Annotated in this window: 20 protein-coding genes; 5 read left to right on the top strand and 15 right to left on the bottom strand. The window is 45.8% G+C overall.

Annotated features, from left to right (window positions below; translation table 11 throughout):
• The first annotated feature begins 18 nt into the window (after positions 1-18).
• From L0U88_RS15475 to L0U88_RS15490, 4 genes are all read left to right on the top strand, one after another.
• Positions 19-2,397, top strand: coding sequence for a 3-hydroxyacyl-CoA dehydrogenase/enoyl-CoA hydratase family protein (locus L0U88_RS15475; RefSeq protein ID WP_234866992.1), 2,379 nt, complete (start codon positions 19-21; stop codon positions 2,395-2,397).
• Positions 2,398-2,525: 128 nt separating this feature from the next.
• Complete coding sequence (locus L0U88_RS15480; protein ID WP_234866993.1) at positions 2,526-3,419, top strand: ABC transporter ATP-binding protein; 894 nt, start codon at positions 2,526-2,528, stop codon at positions 3,417-3,419.
• Positions 3,420-3,425: 6 nt separating this feature from the next.
• Positions 3,426-4,244, top strand: a complete 819-nt coding sequence (locus tag L0U88_RS15485) for a DUF2705 family protein (protein ID WP_234866994.1) — start codon at positions 3,426-3,428, stop codon at positions 4,242-4,244.
• A 60-nt stretch (positions 4,245-4,304) separates the two neighbouring features.
• A complete protein-coding gene (locus L0U88_RS15490) occupies positions 4,305-4,769 on the top strand; it encodes an RDD family protein (protein WP_234866995.1) in 465 nt (154 codons plus the stop codon).
• An 8-nt stretch (positions 4,770-4,777) separates the two neighbouring features.
• Here L0U88_RS15490 and L0U88_RS15495 read toward each other — a convergent pair whose 3' ends face one another.
• The 14 genes from L0U88_RS15495 to mraZ form a co-directional block, all read right to left on the bottom strand.
• Positions 4,778-5,704, bottom strand: coding sequence for a TIGR01777 family oxidoreductase (locus tag L0U88_RS15495; RefSeq protein ID WP_234866996.1), 927 nt, complete (start codon positions 5,702-5,704; stop codon positions 4,778-4,780).
• Positions 5,705-5,887: 183 nt separating this feature from the next.
• Positions 5,888-7,849, bottom strand: a complete 1,962-nt coding sequence (gene ftsZ, locus L0U88_RS15500) for a cell division protein FtsZ (protein ID WP_234866997.1) — start codon at positions 7,847-7,849, stop codon at positions 5,888-5,890.
• 42 nt (positions 7,850-7,891) lie between these two features.
• Positions 7,892-9,286: a cell division protein FtsA gene (gene ftsA, locus L0U88_RS15505; protein WP_234866998.1), complete on the bottom strand. Its 1,395-nt coding sequence runs from the start codon at positions 9,284-9,286 to the stop codon at positions 7,892-7,894.
• A 1-nt stretch (position 9,287) separates the two neighbouring features.
• The gene (locus L0U88_RS15510) at positions 9,288-10,220 is read right to left on the bottom strand and encodes a cell division protein FtsQ/DivIB (protein ID WP_234866999.1); all 933 of its coding nucleotides are present in this window, start codon (positions 10,218-10,220) and stop codon (positions 9,288-9,290) included.
• Entirely contained in the window at positions 10,210-11,595 is a 1,386-nt protein-coding gene (gene murC, locus L0U88_RS15515; protein WP_234867000.1) for a UDP-N-acetylmuramate--L-alanine ligase, read from the bottom strand. The genes L0U88_RS15510 and murC overlap by 11 nt, the downstream gene beginning before the upstream one ends.
• A 2-nt stretch (positions 11,596-11,597) precedes the next feature.
• A complete protein-coding gene (gene murG, locus L0U88_RS15520) occupies positions 11,598-12,680 on the bottom strand; it encodes an undecaprenyldiphospho-muramoylpentapeptide beta-N-acetylglucosaminyltransferase (protein ID WP_234867001.1) in 1,083 nt (360 codons plus the stop codon).
• Positions 12,673-13,923 (bottom strand): FtsW/RodA/SpoVE family cell cycle protein, encoded by a 1,251-nt coding sequence (locus L0U88_RS15525; RefSeq protein WP_234867002.1) that lies wholly within the window; start codon positions 13,921-13,923, stop codon positions 12,673-12,675. The genes murG and L0U88_RS15525 overlap by 8 nt, the downstream gene beginning before the upstream one ends.
• Positions 13,924-13,932: 9 nt before the next feature.
• The gene (murD, locus tag L0U88_RS15530; protein WP_234867003.1) at positions 13,933-15,312 is read right to left on the bottom strand and encodes a UDP-N-acetylmuramoyl-L-alanine--D-glutamate ligase; all 1,380 of its coding nucleotides are present in this window, start codon (positions 15,310-15,312) and stop codon (positions 13,933-13,935) included.
• 62 nt (positions 15,313-15,374) lie between these two features.
• Complete coding sequence (mraY, locus tag L0U88_RS15535; protein ID WP_234867004.1) at positions 15,375-16,649, bottom strand: phospho-N-acetylmuramoyl-pentapeptide-transferase; 1,275 nt, start codon at positions 16,647-16,649, stop codon at positions 15,375-15,377.
• Between the two features lie 193 nt (positions 16,650-16,842).
• Positions 16,843-18,309 carry a UDP-N-acetylmuramoyl-L-alanyl-D-glutamate--2,6-diaminopimelate ligase gene (locus tag L0U88_RS15540; protein WP_234867005.1) on the bottom strand — a complete coding sequence of 489 codons (1,467 nt, stop codon included), beginning with the start codon at positions 18,307-18,309 and terminating at the stop codon, positions 16,843-16,845.
• The gene (locus L0U88_RS15545; RefSeq protein WP_234867006.1) at positions 18,309-20,420 is read right to left on the bottom strand and encodes a penicillin-binding protein; all 2,112 of its coding nucleotides are present in this window, start codon (positions 20,418-20,420) and stop codon (positions 18,309-18,311) included. The genes L0U88_RS15540 and L0U88_RS15545 overlap by 1 nt, the downstream gene beginning before the upstream one ends.
• 29 nt (positions 20,421-20,449) lie before the next feature.
• On the bottom strand, positions 20,450-20,767 hold the full coding sequence (locus L0U88_RS15550; protein WP_234867007.1) for an FtsL-like putative cell division protein: 318 nt from the start codon (positions 20,765-20,767) through the stop codon (positions 20,450-20,452).
• A gap of 59 nt (positions 20,768-20,826) precedes the next feature.
• Positions 20,827-21,735, bottom strand: coding sequence for a 16S rRNA (cytosine(1402)-N(4))-methyltransferase RsmH (gene rsmH / locus L0U88_RS15555; RefSeq protein ID WP_234867008.1), 909 nt, complete (start codon positions 21,733-21,735; stop codon positions 20,827-20,829).
• Between the two features lies 1 nt (position 21,736).
• Positions 21,737-22,198, bottom strand: coding sequence for a division/cell wall cluster transcriptional repressor MraZ (mraZ, locus tag L0U88_RS15560; RefSeq protein ID WP_234867009.1), 462 nt, complete (start codon positions 22,196-22,198; stop codon positions 21,737-21,739).
• Between the two features lie 234 nt (positions 22,199-22,432).
• Between mraZ and L0U88_RS15565 the strand changes: the two genes are divergently transcribed.
• On the top strand, positions 22,433-23,668 hold the full coding sequence (locus L0U88_RS15565) for an S-adenosylmethionine:tRNA ribosyltransferase-isomerase (RefSeq protein ID WP_234867010.1): 1,236 nt from the start codon (positions 22,433-22,435) through the stop codon (positions 23,666-23,668).
• Here the strand turns inward: L0U88_RS15565 and L0U88_RS15570 are convergent, their stop codons facing one another.
• Positions 23,669-25,015 carry a sensor histidine kinase gene (locus L0U88_RS15570; protein ID WP_234867011.1) on the bottom strand — a complete coding sequence of 449 codons (1,347 nt, stop codon included), beginning with the start codon at positions 25,013-25,015 and terminating at the stop codon, positions 23,669-23,671.
• Positions 25,016-25,119 lie beyond the last annotated feature (104 nt).

Consider the following 25,119-nt stretch of genomic DNA (forward strand, 5'->3'; position numbering starts at 1 on the left):
GAAACATCAACTTGTTATATGAAAAGAACGATCAGAAAAGTGGCGGTACTGGGCAGTGGAGTCATGGGCTCCCGGATTGCCTGTCATTTCGCGGGAGTAGGTATTGAAGTGCTGTTAATGGATATGGTACCAAAAGATGCCCAGGAATCCCAGGACAAAGCAGCCCGCAACAAACTGGTCAACGATGCGCTGCAGGCAGCTCTGAAATCCAACCCCTCTCCGGTTTACAGTAAAGAGGTCGTAAAGAGGATTCGTACTGGTAATTTCACTGATAACATGAAGGAGATATCGGGAGTGGACTGGATCATCGAAGTGGTAGTGGAGCGATTGGATATTAAACAACAGATTTTCGAACAGGTAGAGCAGTATCGTAAACCCGGCACACTCGTTAGCTCCAATACCTCAGGCATTCCGATACATATGATGGCTGCGGGCAGATCGGAGGATTTTCAACAGTATTTCTGCGGTACGCATTTCTTCAATCCGCCGCGGTACCTGCGGTTGCTGGAAATTATTCCAACACCACAAACCAAACCGGAAGTGGTGGATTTCCTGATGCAGTTTGGCAGTTTACAATTAGGAAAAACAACCGTTCTCTGCAAGGATACACCGGCTTTTATCGCTAACAGGATTGGCGTATATGGCATCATGGCGATATTTGGACTGGTAGATAAACTGGGACTCACCATTGATGAAGTAGATGCACTGACCGGACCAGTAATCGGTCGCCCTAAATCAGCCACTTTCCGCACGGCTGATGTGGTAGGCATTGACACCCTGGTGAAAGTGGCTAAAGGGGTGGCGGATAATTGTCCGGCTGATGAACAGCGGGCCGTTTTCACTATTCCGGCCTGGCTGGAAAAAATGGTCGCCAATAATTGGCTGGGGGATAAAACCGGACAGGGATTCTTCAAAAAAACCAAGGGAGCAGGCGGGGAAAAAGAAATTCTGACCCTCAATCTTTCCACTCTGGAATACGGTCCAAGGCAGAAGCCAAAATTTGCCGGACTGGAAGCAGCCAAACCGGTTGAAGACCTCGCAACCCGTTTGAAAATGCTGGTTCAGGCTACTGATAAATCAGGAGAGTTTTATCGTCATTTTCATTATGGACTGTTTTCGTATATAAGTCACCGTATTCCTGAAATCTCTGATGAGCTCTACCGCATTGATGATGCCATGATGGCTGGTTTTGGCTGGGAAATCGGAGCATTTGAAAGCTGGGATGTACTTGGGGTAGGCAAGACCGTTAGTAAGATGAAGGAAGCGGGTTATTCGGTAGCTCCCTGGGTAGAAGAAATGCTGGCAGCCGGGCATACTAACTTTTACAAAGTGGAAAACGGCAAACGTTTTTATTACGATATCGCAACAAAAGCCTGCCAGCCGATACCGGGTGGAGAAGCTTTTATTGTGATGAAGAATTTTGAAGGGCAAACCGTCTGGAAAAATGCTGCCTGCAGAGCGTATCACCTGGGTGATGATGTAATCGGACTGGAATGGTCCACCAAAATGAACAGCATTGGTGGTGAAGTGCTGGAAGCCATCCAAAAGTCGATCGGGCTTGCGGAGGAAAAATACAGGGGACTGGTAATCGCCAATGAAGGTGCGAATTTCAGTGCAGGTGCCAATGTGGGCATGATCTTTATGCTGGCCATTGAACAGGAATACGATGAACTGGACATGGCCATCCGTCAATTCCAGCAAACCATGATGAGAGCGCGGTACTCTTCTGTACCAGTAGTAGTTGCGCCACATGGACTCACACTGGGGGGAGGGTGCGAACTGAATTTACATGCAGATAAAATCTGTGCTGCCGCTGAAACCTATATCGGACTGGTTGAATTGGGTGTAGGATTGATTCCCGGTGGTGGAGGCAGCAAGGAATTTGCATTACGCGCAGCAGATGAAATGCATGAAGACGAGCCCGAAACCATCACCCTGAAAAATCGCTTTTTGTCAGTTGCAACTGCAAAAGTGGCTACCTCTGCGCAGGAAGGAATGGAGATGGGCATACTGCGGAAAGGAAGAGATGAGATCGTGCTGAACCAGGGCCGCCGAATCAGTGAAGCGAAGCGTTCAGTACTTGAACTATACGATAGCGGATATATCACACCGATACCAAGAACTGATATTAAAGTATTGGGCAGATCCGGCTTGGGAACTTTGTTAACCGGCATCAATGGAATGCTGCGTGCCAATTATGCAACCGAACACGATGCGCTCGTGGCACGCAAACTGGCCTATGTTATGTGCGGAGGTGATCTCAGTGAACCCACCCTGGTTTCTGAACAGTATTTGCTGGACCTGGAGCGGGAGGCATTTCTGTCGCTCTGCGGAGAAAGAAAAACACTGGAAAGAATTCAAGCTGTTTTAAAATCGGGCAAACCGATTCGCAATTAATAAAGGATGCTACCAGCAGCCATTTTGTAACACACATAGGAATGCCGGCCTTCGGGCCGGCTTTTTTTGCCGGTCCTACAATAGTTTTCTGATCCTGCACCGCTTAGCTTATCTTGTTAAAAAAACTAATGGATGTATTGACATTGGATTCCATCCATAAATCTTACGGTCCCATCCAGGCATTGAAGGGAGTCAGCCTTTCTGTTCCCAGGGGTACGGTATTTGGGATCCTTGGTCCGAATGGAAGCGGTAAGACAACCCTGCTAAGTATTATACTGGATGTATTGTCTGCAGACAAGGGACAATATACCTGGTTTGATCAACCTGGCTCCAAATACCAGCGCAGGCAAATCGGCTCTTTGCTGGAAACGCCCAACTTCTATCATTATCTATCTGCGGTAAATAATTTAAAAATCACGCAAAGCATTAGCGGGCGGGGATCTCTTGCTGAAATTGAAGACGTATTAAGAAAGGTGAATTTATACGAGCGAAAAAACAGCAAGTTCAGCACATTCAGTCTGGGTATGAAACAGCGTTTGGCGATAGCTGCCGCATTACTGGGCAACCCGCCGGTACTGGTGTTGGATGAACCCACCAACGGACTGGATCCGGTTGGTATTGCTGAGATTCGATCACTCATCAAGCAACTAAGTGAAAATGGCACTACGATCATACTCGCCAGTCATCTGCTGGATGAAGTGGAAAAAGTATGTACCCATGTAGCCATTTTGAAAACAGGCACATTAATCACACAGGGAACAGTGGATGAAGTGCTGGCAGATGAAGATGTGCTTGAATTGGGAGTAGAAGATCAGGTTGCGGCAAAAGCAGCACTGTATGGATTGGAAGGAATTGCAGCGATTGAAGAAGCAGGAAATTTATTGCTGGTGAAAGGGCCCAAAGGCAGCCTGGACCCTGCAGCGATCAACGCACATTGCCATGCTTCAGGAATTCGGATCAATCATTTAGCAATGCGTAAAAAACGATTGGAAGCCCGCTTCTTTGAATTAACCAGTAACTAACACATTATGTATTCTCTATTCCGGACAGAGTGGTTAAAACTGAACAGGTATCCAGCTTTCTGGCTGTTGCTGGGAATCTGTATGATTACCTATCCAGGCATTAACCTGATCGTATTAAATATTTATCACGAAGTAACGCAGAAGGAATCCACAACAGGACAGATAGTAACCATGCTGCTGGGAAACCCATTCTCTTTTCCGGAAGTATGGAAAACAAGCGCCTATCTCTCTTCCATTTTTGTATTTATTCCCGCGGTACTGGTGATTATGCTGATCACTAATGAATACAATTATAAAACATCCCGGCAGAATATAATTGATGGCTGGAGCCGAAGTGATTTCATGCTGGCAAAAGCTATTGATGTATTGCTTATTACTCTGATTGTTACTATCATGTATGCAGTGGTAGCCTTTTTCATGGGCATGCAGAATACTACCGGAGAGGAATATGCGATTTTTGACCAGATCTATTATATCGCTTTATTTTCACTTCATACGTTTTCCCAATTATCCATCGCTTTTTTGGTAGGTCTGCTTGTAAGGAAAGCCTTTCTGGCCATGGCGATATTTCTGTTTTATGCCCTGATTGCAGAACCGATTGCGGTGAACCTGTTGAAGTATAAATTCAAATTGGAAATCGGACGTTTTTTTCCGCTGGAGATTGCAGATCGCATGCTACCACAACCAGCTTTTATGAGCAGGCTGGACGAAGCCAAGTACCAGGCTGCACTTGACGCAGTATCAACTCATGTATGGTTAACAGTTGCACTGGTGGCATTAACCTGGGTCGTAAACTATCGCCTGTACCTGAAGCGGGATTTATAATTAACCGGCAGGCTTGCATCTTTGGATTCTCCATACTATTTTGTACAATCAAAATAACGTATGGAAAATGCCCCCTACACTGCTGATATACTCGAAGAGTTCCATGAAACTTCCCAATTTGAAGCAGCTTCAATAGGCCAGCGGTTTGCAAACCTGTTGCTCGATTATGCGGGATTTTATGCCTCGGTATTTGCATTTGGTTTTTTGATTGCTGTCATTTTTGATGCAGCCGGCGAACCCTTTTTATGGCAGGAGGAAGATGTTAATCCACTTATAGACAGAATCTTTACCATGCTGGTTTATGTAGTCTATTATACCTTGTTTGAATACTTTTCCAGGGGTCGTTCTTTAGGTAAACTGGTAACCCGAACCAGGGTAGTACACGTGGATGGGGCCGAATTGACCTTTAAACATTACCTGTTGCGGAGTTTAACCCGACTGGTGCCCTTTGATGCGTTTGCCGCTCTTAACGGTTATCCATTTCATGACAGATGGACAAAAACCAAAGTTGTGCAATTGAGGTGATCAATTATTTATTTTACCAGTCCATGCAATGCAGCTTCTATTGTCGGGAAGGCAAACTGGAAGCCTGCTTTCCGGATTTTGTCAGCACTTACTGTGGTGCTCTTCAGGACTTCAATACTCATTTCACCCAAACCGATTTTCAGGAAAACACCAGGAACATGGATGGGAATAAATGTATTTCCACGCATTTGTTTCGCAAGCTCCAGCACCAGTTCCTTATTTGATACGGGATATGGTGTTACTGCATTATAGGCACCCTGCCACTGCTCATTTTGCATTGCTTCCAGGTACATCCGAACCATGTCCTGGATATGGAGCCAGCTGATCATCTGTTTGCCATTACTTAAAATGGCGGCAATTCCAAACTTAATGGGTTTCATGAATTCGGCGAGTGCACCGCCCTGCGTTGCCAGGACAATTCCGGTACGAAGGTATACAACACGTTTACCCATGGCCGTTAGTGGAGCCAGCGATTGTTCCCATGCTTCGCAGGTGGATCCCAGGAAATCATCGTGTGCAGGGGCCATTTCCTCAAATGGTTTTGGATTGGGAACCTGGGGATCCGGTCCATACCATCCGATTGCCGAGGCAGATACTACAACGGAAATTTCATTTGGGATAGTGGAAAGTGCTTTACATAATAGTTCTCCCCCCTGCACCCGGCTATCGCGGATTTCTTTTTTCCGTTTTTCAGACCAACGCTTGTCGGCCACACCAGCACCCGCCAGATGCAAAATCGCATGCCCACTTCGAATAGCAGCTTCATCGATGGTTCCCTTAGCAGGGTCCCACGCAGCGTAAGTGCAATTTCCAGTTGCTTTGTATTGTGCAGGATTACGGGTAAAAATAATCACCCGATGCCCCGCCTCCAATAAAGCAGTTGTAAGGGCCCTGCCAATCATGCCAGTACCCCCTGTTATAAGTATTGTTTTCATTTTCCCTTTATTTCTTCTTCCATTCCTCCATCTTCCATTCCTCCGTCTTCCCTTCCTCCGTCTCCCTTGTCTCCTCTTCCCTTCCCCCTAGTAAAAGGCCCCTCGCAAAAACGAAGGGCCGACTATCCTTTTCGGATAAACAACTAAAAACAAAAATCGTTGGCAAAAGCCGGAACAATCGGATTAATCCGGCTTTTTACCATCCAGAAAAGTATTGATCGTACTGATCTGGGTATTATTATGCTCATCTGTTTTTACCGTGTAATTGCTGTAAAAATTTTCAGCCGGTGAAACAGTGTTGTAGAGTTCAAGGTTGCGGCGGATATAAGCCGGCACAGTGTCAAACTCATTGTTCGGGTCCGCTGCATTGATGTTAAAAGACAGATTACGTAATTTCTGAATTCTTTCTGCTGCTTTCCTTTTTTGTTCCTCCACTTCGTCCAGCATCGCCGGCTCCTCAGCAGAGGGGATAAAAGAAGATTGAGTTGATGGTGCCAACGGCTGCTCCGCCGCAGGTTGTTCATCTTTTATCACCAGTTGCATATCGAAAGAAGTTGCGTCATCTTTCTGTGGCGTTGCCGGCAACTGCTGACGGATGGGTTCGTTCACAGGAGAACTGTCTTCTTGGCGAGAACTGGGTTCAGGCCCTTGTACCGGTTCGGCATAAATATTGGATGGCTTGGCCAAGTATCCCCCTGATGCTGCAGACACCGGAGAATTATTTTCCGAAAGATCGAATTGAATTTTAGCTTCGGGTACGGATGAGTGTGAGCCCGACGAAACTAAGGTTTGATTATCTTTTTCTTCGGTAGAATTATCCACAGTAATTGTACGATCGTCATCCTCCGTAAAAGAAATAACCGGACTCGTAGTTTCACGAACAGAAGGCTCTTCCATCAGTCTTGGCTGCATTCTATCCTCTACTTGTGACGCAGACGTTGATGCTGATGCTGACGTTGGCGCTGGTACTGGTGTTTCTGCCGGACGCAATACGGAAATTGCAGGCTTCACGGCCGGTGTTGCAGCAGCAGGCGCAGTTTGTACTGCAGCACTGGGAACCGGATTATAATAGGCTTTATCTTCTGTTCCAAATGGCAGCACCGACTGATCCAGGGTCATCACAATCTTTTCATCTTTCTTCACTTCGGGCTGCTTCGCTGCACGTTTGTTGAAGGGATCCTTGTATTCAAATCCGGTTGCGATCAACGTAATACCAATCTCATTTCCAAGGGAGGCATCATATCCCAACCCGAGAATAACATCGGTATCCTCACCGGCCTGGCTCAGCAGATGATTTTGAATAATATCCACTTCATCCATGGTGAATTCATGTTCCCCTTCTGCAGAATTGATATTGATAAGGATCCAGCGTGCTCCGCGGATATCGTTATCATTCAGAAGCGGTGAATTCAATGCCTCTTCAATAGCACGCTGTGCCCGATTTTCACCGGATGCAGTTGCATTACCCAGAATGGCAACGCCTCCATTCCGCATTACAGTGCATACATCCGCAAAATCGACATTGATCTGACCCGTGCTGCTGATCACATCCGTGATACATTTTGCAGCCGTAGCCAACACATTATCCGCTTTGGCGAATGCCTCTTTCATTTTGAGGTTGCCATACTGGTGCCGCAATTTATCATTACTGATCACCAGCAGGGTATCCACATGATCCTTCAGTTGCTGAATGCCATCTTCGGCCTGCAACTGGCGCTTTCTTCCTTCATAGGAAAATGGCGTCGTCACGATGCCAACTGTCAGTACACCGAGGTCCTTACAGATTTTGGCAATGATCGGCGCTCCCCCGGTTCCGGTTCCACCACCCATACCAGCAGTAATGAAAGCCATTTTGGTATTTACTTCAAGGATGCGCTTAATTTCTTCCAGGCTCTCTTCAGTTGCCTGTTTACCAATCATTGGATTCGCACCGGCACCAAGCCCCTGTGTCAGGTGTGGACCGAGTTGTATTTTATTAGGCACCTGGCTTTGTGCAATGGCCTGAGCGTCTGTATTACAAATAATGAAATTCACCCCGTCAATACTTTGACTGAACATGTGGTTCACAGCATTGCTGCCTCCGCCTCCTACACCAATCACCTTAATGATGGATGATTTTTCCTTCGGTAAATCAAAGTGTATCATATCACGTTTTTGTTTTAGAATAGTTGGGTTAGTATGTGATCCTTAAAAATTCTTATCCTCTTCTTCCTTGAACAGGTCGATCAGGTTGTCTTTGAATTTGCTCCAAAAGCCATTGATGCCGGCCAGCTTCCGTGTTCTGGCCGTTACTTCAACAGGTTCTTCTTTAACATCAGCTGCTACTGAATCCTGTACAGGTGCTTCCTGGATTTCCTTTTTGAGCTCTTTCGGAATTTCCACCATCTTAAACTGCTTGGTGAAGAGTTTCCGGTTACGCTCATAATCGTCATACCCTTTCAGGATCAGACCGATACAGGTAGCATACATGGGCTTGGTCAACTCATCGGTATGATTCGAAGCCAGGTGCTCATTCGGATAACCTATTCGTGCATTCAAGCCCGTTACATATTCTGTCAGTTGGATCAGGTGTTTAAGCTGAGAGCCACCTCCCGTTAATACGATGCCACCGTTGAGCATCCGGCTGTCCATGCCAACCTGCTTCAAATGATAGGTTACAAAATCCAGGATCTCACTCATTCTTGCCTGGATAATGTTGGCAAGGTTCTTTACACTGATTTCCTTAGGTGGTAACCCACGCATACCCGGAATTGTAATGAAAGCATTCGCTTTTGCTTCATTGGACAAAGCCGACCCAAACTGAACTTTCATTTGCTCTGCCTGGGTTTTCAATACACCCAAACCGGTTTTAATATCATTGGTAATATTCTCTCCGCCAAAGGGGATAACAGCCGTATGCTTTAGGATGCCTTCATAAAATACAGCCAGATCAGTTGTACCACCTCCAATATCCACGATGGCCACGCCGGCTTCAATATCTTCCTGCCCCATTACTGCCGCAGCAGAAGCCAGGGGCTGAAGTACCAAATCCTTAGTTTGTAATCCACTTTTTTCAACAGCGCGGTTGATGTTGCGGATGGCATTTTTATCACCGGTGATGATATGAAAATTGGCACCCACTTTCACACCGCCATACCCGATGGGGTTGGGAATATTCTGAAAATTATCAACCGTAAACTCCTGCGGTATCACATCAATGATCTGATCACCCGCGGGGATATAGGTTTTATACTGATCTGCAATCAGCTGATCAATTTCGCGCTGAGAAATTTCCTCTTCATTAGACTGACGTACAATATCTCCTCTGGTCTGTAAACTCTTGATATGGTGACCGGCAATCCCTACATATACCTCCTTGATCTGTAAATCAGGATTGGAGGCGATGCAATTTTCCAGTGCAACTGCAATTGCCTTGATGGTTTCGTCAATATTCAGTACCTGTCCGTGCTTGACTCCATTACTATTCGCACGACCGAATCCCAAAATCTCCAGTTTGCCAAACTCATTTTTGCGACCCGCAATGGCAGCAATCTTGGTTGTACCAATATCGAGCCCTACAATAATGGGTTGTTCGTTGTTCATTCTATCTTGTTTTTAGTTGTTTTAAAGCAGTTGTCACAGGGGCTGGACCGGATAAAAGACGGGATTCGGAGGATACTGGATTACTAACCTGTAAAGGTGCTATTGTGAGCTTGTACGGAACTATATTTTTATCCACGGGTGTGGATATTCCTGCTGCCCTTGTTGCTACAACCTGCCCTGCAAAACCAAGATCAATCGTAGCATAATAATTCATGCCTGTTTTGATCAGCACTTTCTCGTAAAACAGTTTGAGTCGCGAGAACTTTTTTGCCGCCTCACTGCCATTGCCAAACAGGATCCGGTGATTTCCCACCAAGGGTATCAGTTCAATTTGTTTTTCTGGCGTATACACCACCTGTTCGATTTGTGCATCCCAGAAAGGATCCTTATTCAACACTTCCACAATGCCCAATACCCTTGCTATCAGGGAACTGTCGCCAGACCTTCTTTTCAATAGTTTCTCAGGCAGTCCTGTCACTACCGGTAATTTCACCGGAGCTTTTCCATATACGATGGGCAGATACACACCGGCTGTATCCATGTACCAGGAGGCCCCATTGGCTGTAAATACGCGAACAACCGGCGTCCGTTCCTTAACCATTATCTCCAGTTCCCGATCCGCATTAAAGTAGAGCTCTGCATCTCTTACCCAAACATTTTTACGAATGCGGTTTTCCAAACCACGGAGATCTATTGACTGCATTGATTTGCCGGCAAACGATCGGGTTGTTTTGGCACCAATTATGGAAAGAATATCTCCACGATCCACAAAACTGGTTTCACCAGATCCTTCAATAGTTACTTTAATTACTGAACAATTGGCATCGTTGGTCCGGTTGATTGCTGCGATCAGCACTACGAGCAGGGTTGCTCCCACCAGCATCCAGCTGAGGGCCACCAACACTTTTCGTATACTGATTTTTTTACCCGGCATGGTCTTCTGTTAATTTTGCAATCGGCAGAACCAGTGCATCGATGTCTCCGGCTCCGGCCGTTATCAATAAATGCAACTGATCTTTATTATTCAATATTGTTTCTTTAATATGATTCAGTAAAGCTGCTTTCTCAATCAGTTGAACTTTTCCCGCTTGCATCTGATTTGCGATCAATGCACTCTCCACTCCTTCCATTGGCAATTCTCTTGCCGGATAAATCGGCAATAGCAACACCTTGTCAGCCTGGTTGAGTGCCTTAGCAAAACCCGATGACAAATCATGGGTTCTTGAATACAGATGCGGTTGAAAAATTACAGTGCAGACACGATCCGGAAACAAGGCTTTCGCTCCATTGATCAACGCATTCAATTCTTCCGGATGGTGTGCATAATCATCTACAAAGACCATGCGAGAACTTTTCACTACATACTCAAATCTTCTTTTCACACCTTTAAATGCCGCAATTGCTTCTTTTATTTTTTCCGGACTTATTCCCAACTGCTGCGCAATGGCGATCGCCACCAAAGCATTCTCCACATTATGCAACCCGCCCATATGCAGTGCTACATCATTCAGTTCGATATCCGGCAGTTTCACAGAAAAGCTGTAGCTGCCATCCTGCATACGGATATCTTTCGCATAGATATCGGCATTGGTATTATCCAGGCTATACGTAAAATGCTTACCGGCCTTTAGCTCCGAGGATCTTGGCAATCCGTATTTGCTGAATAATAGTCCCTGCGGTTTCAGTTTTTGAGAAAACTCAATGAACGCGTCCTGCAGGTTTTTTTCAGTTCCATAAATATCCAGGTGATCCGGGTCCATGGAACTGATCACGGCAATATCCGGATGCAGGCGTAAAAAACTGCGATCGTATTCATCGGCTTCAATCACTGCTACATTTCGTGGATCGCTCCAGAAATTGGTCTGGTAATTCACACTGATACCCCCGAGAAAAGCATTACAGCCATAACCTGTATGTCGCAATACATGAGCTGTCATCGTAGTAGTGGTGGTTTTACCATGTGTTCCACCAATACAGATATTGAACGAACTGTTACTGATGATGCCCAATACTTCGCTCCGTTTCAGTACAGGCACTTCCTGCTGCTGGTAATAGAGCAGTTCGGCGTGTTGTTTCGGCACAGCAGGGGTATAAACCACGAGATCCGGGCGCTGTGGAATCAGTGTCAGATTTTCTTCAAAATGAATCGCTATACCCTCCGCTTCCAGTTGTTGCGTAAGAGGCGTAGGCGTTTTATCGTATCCGCTAACGGTTTTCCCAAGCGCATTGAAATAACGCGCAAGTGCACTCATTCCGATACCGCCGATACCGATAAAATAAACGGATTGTATGTCTTTAACGGATAGCAAGTTTATTGTAATAAATGTTTTGCAATTAATTCATCAGCATCCCGGATTGCCAGGAGGGCCAGTTTTTTAGTCATGGATTCCCGTTTTGCGGGATCTTCCATTAACCGGATAGCTGTAGCCACCAACTGTTTAGCAGCCTCTCCATCCCTTACCATAATCCCCGCTTCCTCCTTTACCAGGTAACCGGCATTCACGGTTTGGTGATCTTCTGCTGCAAAGGGATAAGGAACCAATACAGCCGGTTTATGTACTACACAGATTTCAGCAATACTCATTGCTCCGGCTCTGGAGATCAACGCATCCGCCGCAGCATAAGCATACTCCATCTCTTTGATAAAATCATTCACCCAGATTCCTTTTCGGTTAGCCGTTGCCGTTTTAGCCGTCTCCGCAAAAGGTTTACCCGTTTGCCAGATCAGCTGAATACCTGCCGCCTGTAAAGCATCCAGTCCGGCCGCGATGGCTTCATTGATACTTTTGGCACCCAGGCTGCCACCTACCGAAAGCAGGATCGGGCGCTCCGGATCCAATCCAAAAAATCGGGCCGCATCCGTTTTTGATAATTGGCAGTTCACAATGTTGGAACGTACCGGATTTCCACTCACCACGATTTTATCTGCCGGAAAAAATTTCTCCATCCCGGGTGTAGCAACAAATACAGTCCTTGCATTCTTGCCAAGCAACTGATTGGTTTTACCGGCAAAGGAATTGGCCTCATGCAAATAGGTTGGAATCCCTTGTTGCTGTGCATATTTCAATACAGGGAAACTGGAATATCCTCCTACACCAAATACCAGGTCGGGTTGAAAGCGATTAAATATGCCACGTACCTGGAAAAAACTTTTGATCAGTTTAAAGGGCAGCGAAATATTTTTCCAGAGTGCCGTACGATTGAATCCAGCAATATCAAGCCCTTCTATCTGGTAACCGGCCTGCGGCACTTTTTCCATTTCCATCTTTCCTTTGGCGCCAACGAACAGAATTTCGGTGGAGGGCGCCAGTTTTTTTATAGCATTGGCCACTGCCACTGCCGGAAATATGTGCCCACCGGTTCCTCCTCCTGCTATGATAATCCGCTTAGGCATGGGCTACCTCCTTTTCGTCATGCGTTTCTTCCTCTTCTTCTTCCTCCTCTTTACCTTCCAATTGATTTTTCTCTACAAACCTGGATACACTCAGAATAATTCCGATCGCCGTACAGGTAAATAAAAAGCTGCTTCCTCCCATACTTACCAATGGGAGTGTTACTCCGGTTACCGGAAACAGGTTCACATTTACTGCCATATTGGTCATGGCCTGTATGACGAGCGTAAAACTCAATGCCAATGCAAGGAAAGCACCAAAGGCAAACGGACATTTCCGGAACAGTTGAATACTCCGGAATAAAAACACGAGGTATACAAACAACACAAATGCTCCTCCCGCAATTCCATATTCTTCTATGATGATCGCATAAATGAAATCAGAATACGGGTGTGGCAAAAAGTTGCGTTGTTCACTATTGCCCGGGCCCAACCCCATCCAGCCCCCTTTCGCAATCGCTATTTTTGCCTGGTTAACCTGGTAATTATCCTCATCATTTTTCAGATCACTGCCATACATAAAGGTTTCCACCCGGTTCACCCAGGTAGCGACCCTTGCCGTTAGCTTATTGCGATTTTCCACCTTAGGCGCTACACCGTTTCCTTCTTTATGCTGCCATACTGCCATCAGAATCAGGATCACTACCGGAACCATGGCAATCAGTCCGGTATAAAACAGGTGTTGCATACTGGCTCTCCCAATGAAAAGCAGGAGCATACTGGTAGCGCCAACCAGCAAAGCCGTGGATAAGTTGGCCGGAGCAATAAATACACATACAAGGCCAACAGGTATGATCAGCGGCAGAAAACCTTTTTTAAAATCCTTGATCACTTCCTGCTTTTTACTCAGCATCCGGCTCAGATACATGAACAATACCAGCTTTGCCAGGTCGGATGTTTGAAAGGTCAGATTGATAATAGGGAGTTTGATCCAGCGACTTCCTTCATTCAGCCGAACTCCAAAAAACAGGGTATAGATCAAGAGCGGAATAACCAGCCAGAACAACACTTTCGACACACGGGAATAAATGGTATAATTTACCTGGTGGAAAAAATAAATCAGCACCAGTCCCACACCGATAAACACCACCTGCTTGAACAGATAGATTTCGGTATTCCCTTTATACATTTTATAGGCCAATGAACCAGTGGAACTATATATCACCAGCAACGACATCAGTGCCAGGAGCACTACCAGTGCCCAGATCACTTTATCGCCTTTGGTTTTATTTAAGAGTTGGTTCATTCTTCGTTTTTAGAGCGCTAATACAGCTTCTTTAAACTGCTTACCGCGGTCTTCGTAATTTTTAAACAGGTCAAAGCTGGCACAAGCCGGACTCAACAATACCACATCGCCCTTGTTCGATAGCTGGAAAGCGGAATGCACGGCTTCTGCTGCACTTCCCGTATTCACCATAACCGGTACATGGTTCTGAAAAGCCTCCTGGATTTTTCGGTTGTCCACACCCATGCATACAATCGCTTTTACTTTTTCTTTCACCAGGTCCAGTAACAGAGAATAATCATTCCCCTTGTCCACTCCACCCAAAATCAGGATGACCGGTTTGTTCATACTTTCCAGTGCATACCAGGTACTGTTCACATTGGTCGCCTTACTATCATTGACGAATTCCACTCCACGTACCGTGGCTACGGTTTCCATCCGATGTTCCAGCGCTTCAAACGACTGAATGGCTTCCCTGATCTTATCCTTGCGCAATCCGATTACAGACGCGGCCAACCCTGCTGCCATAGTATTGTATTGATTGTGTTTGCCTTTGAGCGCGAAATCGTAAATGCTCATCTGGAATTTTTCATCTTTTGTCGCGATGTTCATTTCCTGGTCTTTGATAAAGGCGCCCTGCAGTAATTCTTTTCTCATACTAATAGGTAATGGGTTAGATAGTAGTTGGAATTCATTTATATGTTGCATCGTTACCTCATCATCCTCACAGTAGATGAAATAATCGGATGGTCCCTGGTTCATGGTAATCCGGAATTTGCTCCGGATATAATTGATAAACTGATAGTCGTACCGGTCTAAATGGTCTTCGGTAATATTTGTCAGAACTGCCACATGTGGCCTGAATTCTTTTATATCATCCAGTTGAAAACTGCTCACCTCCGCCACATACCAGGGCTTTGGATCCAGTGCAACCTGCCTGGCAAAGCTGTAACCAATATTTCCAACCAGTGCACAATCCAATCCCGCATGTTTACAGATATGATAAGTCAATGCTGTAGTAGTCGTTTTCCCATTGCTTCCAGTAATAGCAATCACTTTACTGTCTCCAATGAATCGCCAGGCCCATTCAATTTCACTCACCAGTTCAATACCTTTCTCGCGAATCTTTTTTACAAGGGAATTTTTTTCAGGAATACCCGGACTCTTAATCACAATATCAGCCGTGAGTATGCGTTCTTCACTATGATGCCCTTCTTCCCATTCAATATCAAATTGCTTCAGTTCTTCGAGATGAGGGGGCTGCAATTTTCCGGCATCACTCACAAGGCAGGTGAAACCCATTCTTTTAGCAAGAATGGCAGCACCTACACCGCTTTCACCGGCACCCAATATGACTACAAACTGATTCATTCGCTGATTCATGCTACCCACAATTCGGGGGCTTTTCATAAACATAGGATTCACTGCACCACAATATCAATTTCTCAGGCAGGTGGTTTTTCGCTACTCTCCTAGCGGATTTTCAAGGTTACAATCGAGAAAATCACGCAAAATATAGTTACGATCCAAAACCGTGTTACGATCTTGCTTTCGTGATAACCAAGCTTTTGATAATGGTGATGAAGCGGACTCATTAAAAAGATTCGTCGCCCTTCACCGTATTTCTTTTTGGTGTATTTGAAATAACTCACCTGTAACATTACACTCAGATTCTCCACCAGAAACACACCGCAAAAGATGGGAATAAGTAATTCTTTTCTCACTATAATAGCCAGCGCTGCGATTATTCCTCCCAATGTTAAACTTCCGGTATCTCCCATAAATACCTGAGCGGGATACGCATTGTACCAAAGAAATCCAACACAGGCCCCCGTCATCGCGCCAATAAAAATCGATAGTTCACCAAGATTTGGGATATACATGATATTCAGGTAATCGGCCAACAAAAGATTACCACTCGCGTAGGCAAATACGCCTAAACAAACACCAATTATCGCACTGACACCCGTTGCCAATCCATCGATTCCATCGGTGATATTTGCACCGTTAGAAACGGCTGTTACTATAAAAATTACAATTAGTACGTATAGTACAGAGGTGAATCCTCGTACTGCTTCCGGAAGTAATTTGGCATAATTGAATTCATGTCCGGCTACAAACGGAATAGTTGTAATGGGTTCATTTGCTTCTACAAAATACCGTTCCGTATTCTGCTGCTTCACTACTTTCACATTTTCATTCGAACCCGGCACACCTTTATACTCTCTCCATACCTTGGTATTGTCGTTGAATAAAAGTGTGAGTCCGATAATCAACCCCAATCCTACCTGTCCCAATATTTTGAACCAGCCAGCCAATCCATCCTTATCCCCTTTTTTATAGGCCACGCCCTGTTTCTGTGCGATTCTTTTGGCACGCAGTTTCAGGTAATCGTCCACAAATCCGATAATACCCAACCAGATGGTTGAAAATATCATTAATCGCACATAGGCTTTATTCAGATCAGCGAGCAAGAGGGTAGGCAGAAGTATTGCCAGGATGATGATGAGTCCTCCCATTGTTGGCGTTCCCTTCTTTTGCTCTTCCCCTGCTAATCCAAGATCCCTGACAGATTCACCCACCTGTTTATTCCGCAAAAAATTAATCAGCTTTTTCCCAAATACCGTAGTGATGACGAGTGATAAAATCACAGCCAGTAACACCCGGGAAGTGATAAACTGCAAGAGCGCACTTCCCGGGATTCGGATGTCCATTTCCTTTAACCAATCAATTAAGTGGTACAGCATGATGGTTTTTGTTACTGGTTGTCAACCGGTGTCCAGCCGGTGACTGTGATTGAATGTAACCGTCCTAAGAATTTGGAAGTATGAATTGGGAAATATGAATTGCCCTTTTCAAACTCAAAATATCTTTATAAAGTCTCCTTTGTCTCCTTTGTCTCCTTTGTTCCCTCTTCCATTCCTCCCTCTTCCTTTCCTCCTATCTTCCCAACTCCCTTATTACCCTTTCCATCTCCTCTTTATCATTAAAGTGATGTTTCACTCCTTTTATTTCCTGGTAATGCTCGTGTCCTTTACCTGCCACCAGTATGATATCACCTGGCATCGCCAGGCTAAATGCTGTTCTTATTGCTTGTCTCCGATCGGCGATTGAAATATATTTTCGCCTTGCTGCCGAGTTCAAATCCGCTTCCATATCACGTAGAATCGCTTCGGGATCTTCTGACCTCGGATTGTCGGAAGTGAAAATCGCTTTATCGCTGAACTCACAGGCCACCTGCCCCATAATCGGACGTTTGGTTTTATCCCGATCACCTCCGCAACCCACTACCGTAATCACTTTCTCCTCTCCCTGCTTCAGCTGCTTAATCGTTTTCAGCACATTCAGCAATGCATCCGGTGTGTGTGCATAGTCCACAATGCCAATGATCTTATCAACTGGTGACACCTGGTAATCAAATCTTCCTTCCGCTCCGGATAATTTGCTTAAGCATTCCAGCACCTCCTGCTTATCTTCTCCCAGGTTAACTGCAGCACCATACACAGCCAGCAGATTGTACGCATTAAACTCTCCAATCAACCTGAAATGAACTTCCTGATCATTGATCGTCATCAGCAAACCTGTCAGTCCATTCTCCAGTATCTTGCCTTTGAATTCAGCCATCGAACGCAAACTGTAGTACTGCTTGCTGGCAACGGTGTTTTGCAGCATTACCATTCCACGTTTGTCATCCAGGTTGCTGATCGCAAAAGCCGAAGCAGGCAACTCATCAAAGAACTTTTTCTTCACCCTGATATATTCATCAAAGGTTTTATGATAATCCAGGTGATCATGCGTGATATTGGTGAACATGCCGCCAGCGAATTCCAATCCTGCAATTCGGTTTTGATGAATAGCATGAGAGCTCACTTCCATGAATGCATACCGGCAACCTTTATCTACCATCCGCTTCAGCAAAGCCTGCAGCTGGATAGCATCCGGCGTAGTATGGGTTGCTTCGATCACTTCTCCGGCGATTACATTATTCACCGTACTGATCAATCCGCAATCATATCCCAATGATGTAAAGAGCTTGTACAAGAGGGTCGCAACCGTTGTTTTTCCATTGGTACCGGTTACACCCACCAGTTTTAACTTACTGGATGGCTGCCCGTAAAAATTGGAGGCCATCACACCTGCTGCTACTGAACTATCCGCCACCTGTACATACACCACTCCTTCTTTCAGTTCAGCCGGCAGCACTTCCGCAATTACCGAACCCGCACCTGCTGCAACCGCTTTTTCAATGAACTGGTGACCATCCGCCTGTACTCCCTTAATGGCAATAAAACAGGAACCGGATACTATTTTTCTCGAATCAATCTGCAGATCCTTTGGCTCCGTAAGCAGGTTTCCTTGCACCGAGCGGATCGAAACCCCGTATAATATATCCTGCAAACTGGTCATCAATTCAATTCAATCGTAATCGTTTGTTTTGGTTGAATCATACTTCCCGGAGCCAGCGACTGGCTGATCACTTTTCCTTTGCCTTTAACCTGCACTTTCAGTTTTCGTTCTTCCAGCAGGAAGAGCGCATCTCTTAATCCCATTCCCTTCAGATCCGGCATTTGTCCTGAGCTTTTTGCATCCAATGCTTTTACAACCGAGCGATAATTTTCATCCGCTTCGAGCACTGCCCAATCCGTTTGAGCAGCACTGTCTTTGTACGGCAAGCTCAGCGTTTGCATAACCGTCTTCATTTTTTCATTTGCTCCGGCATAACGAAACTTACTGCTGTCGGGCTTCGGCAAAGACACTGTCTGAACAGGTATCTGCTGTGCCTCCAATGCAAAGAGCTTATCGGCAATTTCCCGGAATACCGGTCCGGCTACCGTTCCGCCGTAATATTTTGCAGCAAAGGGTTTGTTCTTAATCACCACAATGCAACTGTATCTTGGGTTGTCCGCCGGAAAATACCCGGCAAAAGACGACTGATAAATATGATCTGCGTATCCTCTGCTTCCGTTCGCTACCAGGGCCGTTCCTGTTTTCCCGGCGATACTGTAATACGGAGTAGACAGTGATTTTGCAGTACCATTCAACACAACACCTTCCAGGCTCGTCTTCAATTGCTTCAGTGTTGTTTCCTTGCAAATCGATTCCACCATCACTTCGGGCTCCCTGTTCCAGATCGTTCTGCCATCCTGCTGCACTTCCTGTACCAGGTAGGGCCGCATCATCTTACCATTATTTGCCACTGCGTTGTACAACATCAGGGTTTGCAGCGGGCTCACCAGCACTTCATATCCAAACGACATCCAGGGCAGCGAAGTAGCACTCCAGGTTTTGGATTTCGGAGTTTTGATGATGGGCTGTGTTTCACCAACCAGATCAATCCCCGAAACTTCGTGTAAGCGTAACCGTTTCAAATGACCGATGAACTTCTCCGGGTTACCGTTATAATGCTGCATCACCATTTTTGCCATTCCCACATTACTGCTCAACTCAAAAGCCTGCTGCAGCGATACATTGGTCCGTTTGTGACGTTCACTGTCGTACACCGTTCTCCGGTTTACCTGCCATACGCCATTTTCCAGGTTTACCTGTGATCCGAGATTCGCTTTCCCGTCTTCCAGTACCGCCAGCATGGTTGCCAGTTTGAACGTGGAACCGGGTTCAGAAGCACGGATCGCATAGTTCAGATCCTCCCAGTATTCACCTTCTCCTCTTTTTCCCAGGTTGGCAATCGCTTTGATTTTTCCGGTGGCTACTTCCATCACAATGCAGGTTCCGTTTACCGCTTCATTCTCGATCATCATTTTGAGCAAGGCCTGTTGAGCGATGTCCTGGATATTCACATCCAGCGTGGTGATCAGATCTTTTCCATTTTCCGGCTCCACTTCATACCCTTCCACCGGAACTGCTACACCTCCTGCGATGAAACGAACCAGCCTTTTTCCTGTTTCTCCTTTAAGCAGACTGTCATAGGTTCTTTCGAGACCAACATTCTGCGCATTCTCCCTTGCCAGTCCGATCGTTCTGTTCGCGAGCATACCAAAGGGATTCAGTCGTCTGCTTTTTACCTCTGCAATAAATCCGCTTTTGTTTCTGCCCAGCCGTACCAGTGGAAATTCCCGCAGTTGTTTGTACTGCTCGAAATCGATATTTTTCTTCAGCAGAAAATAGCGATCTTTTTTCCGGTAGCCGGCTTGCAGCAGTTTTTTGTAACCATCCGCAGATTTATCCTGAAAAAGACCAGCCAGCGAATAACTGAGCGAATCGAGATGTTCACGAAACCGTTTTCCGTTTTTATCTCTCAATCCTTCGGCACCGAAATCAATATAAATATTGAAATAGGGTATCGAAGTACTCAGCATACTGCCGTCTTCACTGTAGATGGTACCACGGTCCGCATCCAGATTTATGATCTTGGTATGCAAGCTGTCGCTTTTGCTTCTCCAGTAGGCGCCTTCAGCCTGTTGTATGTAAAGAGCTTTCCCAATCACCAGAAATGCAAACACTACCATACCGATAAAACACAGGTACACTCTCCACAGTATGTCGCGTTTTACTTCCACAGCGCCGGTCGATTAGGTTTCTGTTTTTATTACTGTCCGGCATCTTTTTTAATGACCACCGGAGGCGTTGTTAATTCCATTAATCCAAGTGGAGCTACCGCCTTCGCAACCTCCGTTTGTTTGCTGCGAAACATCACTTCACTTTTTATCGTTTTATATTCAAACTGCAGTTCCTTTAACTCCTTATTGGTTCTGCTGATGGATTTGATAATCTTATCAGAATAGTGTCCGTTGTAGATATACACCACGGCCAGTGCACTCAGGAAAAGAAAAAAAGGCAGGTTTTGCACTACCGCCTGGTAGTTGATCCGGAATCTTTTTTCTTTTTTGTCGTTTTGTTTTTTCATACGACTGGCTGGTTGATCAATAGGACATTAACATTTCACTACTACGATATAGACCGTCTTTATATTCGTTCTGCCACCCTGAGTTTTGCACTCCGGGAGCGGCTGTTTCTTTTTTGTTCTTCCATTGTTGGTACAATGGGCTTTTTCGTTATCACTTTCAGCAGACTCACCTGTTTTTTGTTTTCAAAGGGATGATCTTCCTCCGGTTCAAAACTTCCCTGTTTGAAAAACTGTTTCACCAGTCGATCTTCCAGGGAATGAAAGGTGATGATTGCCGCTCTTCCTCCCTGCACCAATACTTCAGGCAATTGCTCCAGTAATTGTTTCAGCGCCCCCATCTCATCATTCACCTCAATCCGCAGCGCCTGGAAAACCTGCGCGAGGTATTTATTCGGATTGCCTTTCACCACACCCTGAATGGCAGCTTTGAACTGCTGAATGGTTTGCATCGGCATCGTAGCCCTGAGGGTTACAATGGTTTTTGCTAGCGTTCTGGCATTCGTTACTTCTCCGTACTGCTCAAATAATTTATGCAGTTGCTGTTCGGAGTAGGTTTGTAAAAGCTGTGCGGCAGTTCGTTCAGAACGGGCATCCATGCGCATGTCCAGGTCAGCATCAAAGCGAATGGAAAAACCGCGCTCCGCTTCATCAAACTGGTGACTGCTCACTCCCAGATCTGCCAGCACCCCATTCACACTGTTTATCTTATGCAACCGAAGGAAGCGTTGCAGGTGCCGGAAATTATGCGGTACAAACAAGACCCTCGGATCATCCGGCAGATTCTGTGCGGCATCTGCATCCTGGTCAAAGGCCACTAACCGCCCATCCGGACCCAGCTTATCGAGTATGGCCCTGGAATGCCCGCCTCCACCGAAGGTGCAATCCACATAGGTGCCAGCCGGATCAATCTGCAGGGCCTCCAGGCATTCGGCAAGCAGTACCGGTATATGGTAAGCTTCCTCCTGCATATCAAACCCCGTTTCCGTTTCCGCCACCCATCACCTGTTGTGCCAGGCTGCTGAAACTGTCAGCTGAAAACGATTCAAAGAACTTCTTATAGGTTGCACTGTCCCAAATCTCAATTTTGTCGACCGCCGACACCAGTACGATGTCTTTGGATAGCCCAGCATATTCTTTCAGATTGGGAGGCAATAGCAACCTTCCGGCTGTATCGGGCTCCACCTCTGTGGCCCCGTTCATGAAAAACCTTCTGAATTCCCGTACTTTGGGGTCAAAATCATTCAGCTTGCTGATCTGCGCATATATCGGTTCCCAGCTTGCCTGGGGATATAAGGTGAGGCATTTTTCAAACCCACGGTTGATGACGAATGGCATCGCGTTCTCCGGCAGTTGCTTTTTCAGCCCGGCCGGGAGGAGGAAGCGCCCTTTGGCGTCCAGCGTTGCTTCGTATTCGCCCAGAAAACCTTTCATTTATCGATATATGCCCTGATTTTGACATTTATTACCACAAAATAACACTTTTTCCCACTTACGGGAGAAATTTTGGATGCTTTATTTTATCCACATGGGAGATTTACGTCAAACCCTTAGTAGATCTACGTTTCCGCCGAAAATGTGGGTAAACCCGTGAGAAGGCTGTGAATTGAATGTGAATAGCTGTGGATAAGCTGAATATTCGACTTATTTGTTGAAATTTGCGCCCTCATGGCTACTGCAGAAAACCCCCGTTCCATTCGAATTGAAGCTTTCCGGTATCATCTGCCTGAGGAGCGGATCGCCCTGTATCCACTCGCAGAAAGAGATGCCTCGAAACTCCTGGTATACCAGGCTGGCAATATATCAGCATATACCTACCGGGAACTACCGGAACTGATCCCATCCGGCTATACCCTGGTATTCAACAACACCAAGGTGGTACAAGCCCGCCTCGCCTTCCGTAAACCTACAGGAGGAGCACTAGAGTTGTTCTGCCTGGAGCCGGATAAAAGGTACCCCGATATTACCACCGCGATGTTGCAGAAAGGAGATGTGTTTTGGGTTTGCCTGGTTGGAGGAGCAGCCAAATGGAAAGATGGACAGGTATTGGAACTGGAATCGGAATCCGGCCTGAAACTGGAAGCCAGGCTCGCTGAAAAACGATCCGGTGAATACCTGATCCGGTTCACCTGGAACCAACCCACGCTAAGTTTTGCAGAAGTATTACACCTCGCCGGAAAAGTTCCAATTCCTCCTTATATCAAAAGAGCAGCTGACAGCACCGACGAACAACGGTATCAAACCGTGTACGCAGAAGCAGAAGGATCTGTAGCTGCGCCTACGGCAGGTCTTCATTTTACCCAATCACTTCTGAATCACCTAACGGAAAAGAACATACGTAAAGAAATGGTCACCCTGCATGTTGGCGCCGGAACCTTTCAACCGGTAAAATCCGATACCATGCAGGGGCATGATATGCATGCCGAGTACATTGATGTTAGCCGGGATTCTATTAAAAACCTTCAGCAACAGGCTGATCACCTGATAGCAGTTGGAACTACTTCGCTAAGAACACTGGAAACCCTCTATTGGATGGGAGTAAAAGCGCATTACCTGCCCCAGGCTTCCATCGGAGAACTCAGTATCAACCAGTGGGAAGTGTATGATGAATGGATGCACAAGTCGTTGCCTGCAACAGTAGCATTACAATCCTTACTAACCTGGATGGATAACCGCCAATTGGATTGCCTTATCTGTAAAACACAGATTCTCATCACACCCGGTTATACCATGCGTATGATCAGGGGACTGATCACAAATTTTCACCAGCCTCAATCTACTTTGCTATTGCTGATTGCTGCTGTTGTTGGAGAGGATTGGAAAAAAATCTATCAATACGCGCTTGATCATGAATTCCGTTTCCTGAGTTATGGTGACGGCTCCCTGCTCTGGTGCAAACAATAATCAGGATTCTTTACTGTAGGGCATTTCAATGGTGAAAGCGGTTCCTTTCCCAATAGTACTATCTACTTTTATTTTTCCCTGGTGTGCATCCACAATGGTTTTCACATAACTGAGTCCGAGTCCAAATCCTTTTACATTGTGCAGATTACCGGTATGAACACGGTAGAATTTTTCGAAAATCCGCTTCACACTTTCCTTGCTCATTCCAATGCCATTATCCTCAATTCGAATCACAATACCCCTTGCATTGGAGCTGGTGTAGAGTTTTAACACCAGGTTGTCTTTGGAGTATTTTACGGCATTGTCAACCAGGTTATTGATCAGGTTAGTGAAATGAACTTCATCGGCCATGATCAGATCATTCTTCGCATTCAGGTGCAGATCCGCATAACCATTCTTGTGCTGCAACTGCAGATCAAAATTCTCCAATACCTGCTCAATTACTGCATGCACATGCACCGGCTTTTTATTCAGATTGATTTCCTGGCGGTCCATAAGAGCCGCCTGCAGAATGGTTTCCACCTGTTTGTTCATCCTTTTGTTTTCTTCCTTGATGATGCCGGTGAAATATTGCATCTTCTCTTTATCGTTGGAAACTTTTTCTGTTCGTAAAGCGTCTACCGCCAGTGAGATCGTGGCGAGTGGTGTTTTGAATTCATGCGTCATGTTGTTGATGAAATCGTTCTTGATTTCACTGAGTTTTTTCTGACGCAACAAGGCACTTACCGTAACATAAAAGGCAGCCAGTAGAATTAATGTAAACAGGATGGCACCACTCAGCATCCAGCGCAACTCCTTAAACACAATATTCTTCACATTGGGCACCACCACTACCATCGCTTCTTCCGGAACCAGTCCTTCCATATTACTGCCACCCGGAACCAGTAAGGGATAAATAAACCGACGGTTTCGCACGGTATCTTCAAATACTTTGTCGAAACCCGGCGAGCGAAGTTCATCGTAGGTAAGAAAACCCGCATCAGATGTGATCAGGAATTCAAAGCGGGTATTTTTCAAACCAAATGCGTTGAAATTTTTTCTCAATTTTTCCTGCACTTCGAAGGGAGTGAATTTTTCGGAAATAGTTGAGGGCTTCATCAGTTCCATCATTAACTGATCGGAAGGCCAGCTCAGATTGGGACGCAGCCGGCGATTTTTCAGCGATGGCAGGGTGCCTTTCTGGGCCATCAGCTCCTCTCCCGTTTGTCCCATTGCTTTGACAATATTATCAGCCAGCTGTTCTTCCTTTACCACCAGCATACTCCGAAACCAGGATATCTGGATGACAATGATGCCAACCAGGGAAAGAGCCACCAGTAAAATGATCAAAGGAAAAATTCGCTTCATTCCGGCAAAAATAGCGTTGGTTAATGATTTGGCCTATCTGCCCCTGCATTCCCGCTGTGAATTAACAGTTGTTTATAGGCGATCCTGAACAAATATTGTTCTAT

It is taken from the genome of Flavihumibacter fluminis (assembly GCF_021491375.1).
GTDB classification, from domain to species: Bacteria; Bacteroidota; Bacteroidia; order Chitinophagales; family Chitinophagaceae; genus Flavihumibacter; species Flavihumibacter fluminis.